The organism is Stenotrophomonas sp. INTA L402-1 (assembly GCF_059295135.1).
Window position 1 is genome coordinate 1 of the sequence record NZ_JCAFWP010000226.1, and the last position, 543, is coordinate 543.

Sequence of the window (543 nt, forward strand, 5' to 3'; positions counted from 1 at the left end):
ACCTCACCCTTATCAGGGGTGCGCTCTAACCACCTGAGCTACAAGCCTGTAGAGGTTTTACTGCTCATTTTCATCAGACAATCTGTGTGAGCACTGCAAAGTACGCTTCTTTAAGGTAAGGAGGTGATCCAACCGCAGGTTCCCCTACGGTTACCTTGTTACGACTTCACCCCAGTCATGAATCACAAAGTGGTAAGCGCCCTCCCGAAGGTTAAGCTACCTACTTCTTTTGCAACCCACTCCCATGGTGTGACGGGCGGTGTGTACAAGGCCCGGGAACGTATTCACCGTAGCATTCTGATCTACGATTACTAGCGATTCCGACTTCATGGAGTCGAGTTGCAGACTCCAATCCGGACTACGACGTACTTTATGAGGTCCGCTTGCTCTCGCAAGGTCGCTTCTCTTTGTATACGCCATTGTAGCACGTGTGTAGCCCTACTCGTAAGGGCCATGATGACTTGACGTCATCCCCACCTTCCTCCAGTTTATCACTGGCAGTCTCCTTTGAGTTCCCGACCGAATCGCTGGCAACAAAGGATA

General features: G+C 50.8%; 1 rRNA gene. It reads right to left on the reverse strand.

Annotation, left to right across the window (positions count from 1 at the left end):
• Positions 1 to 116: 116 nt before the first annotated feature.
• Positions 117 to 543: ribosomal RNA gene (locus AC5O77_RS22500) — 16S ribosomal RNA — on the reverse strand; the annotation flags it as partial.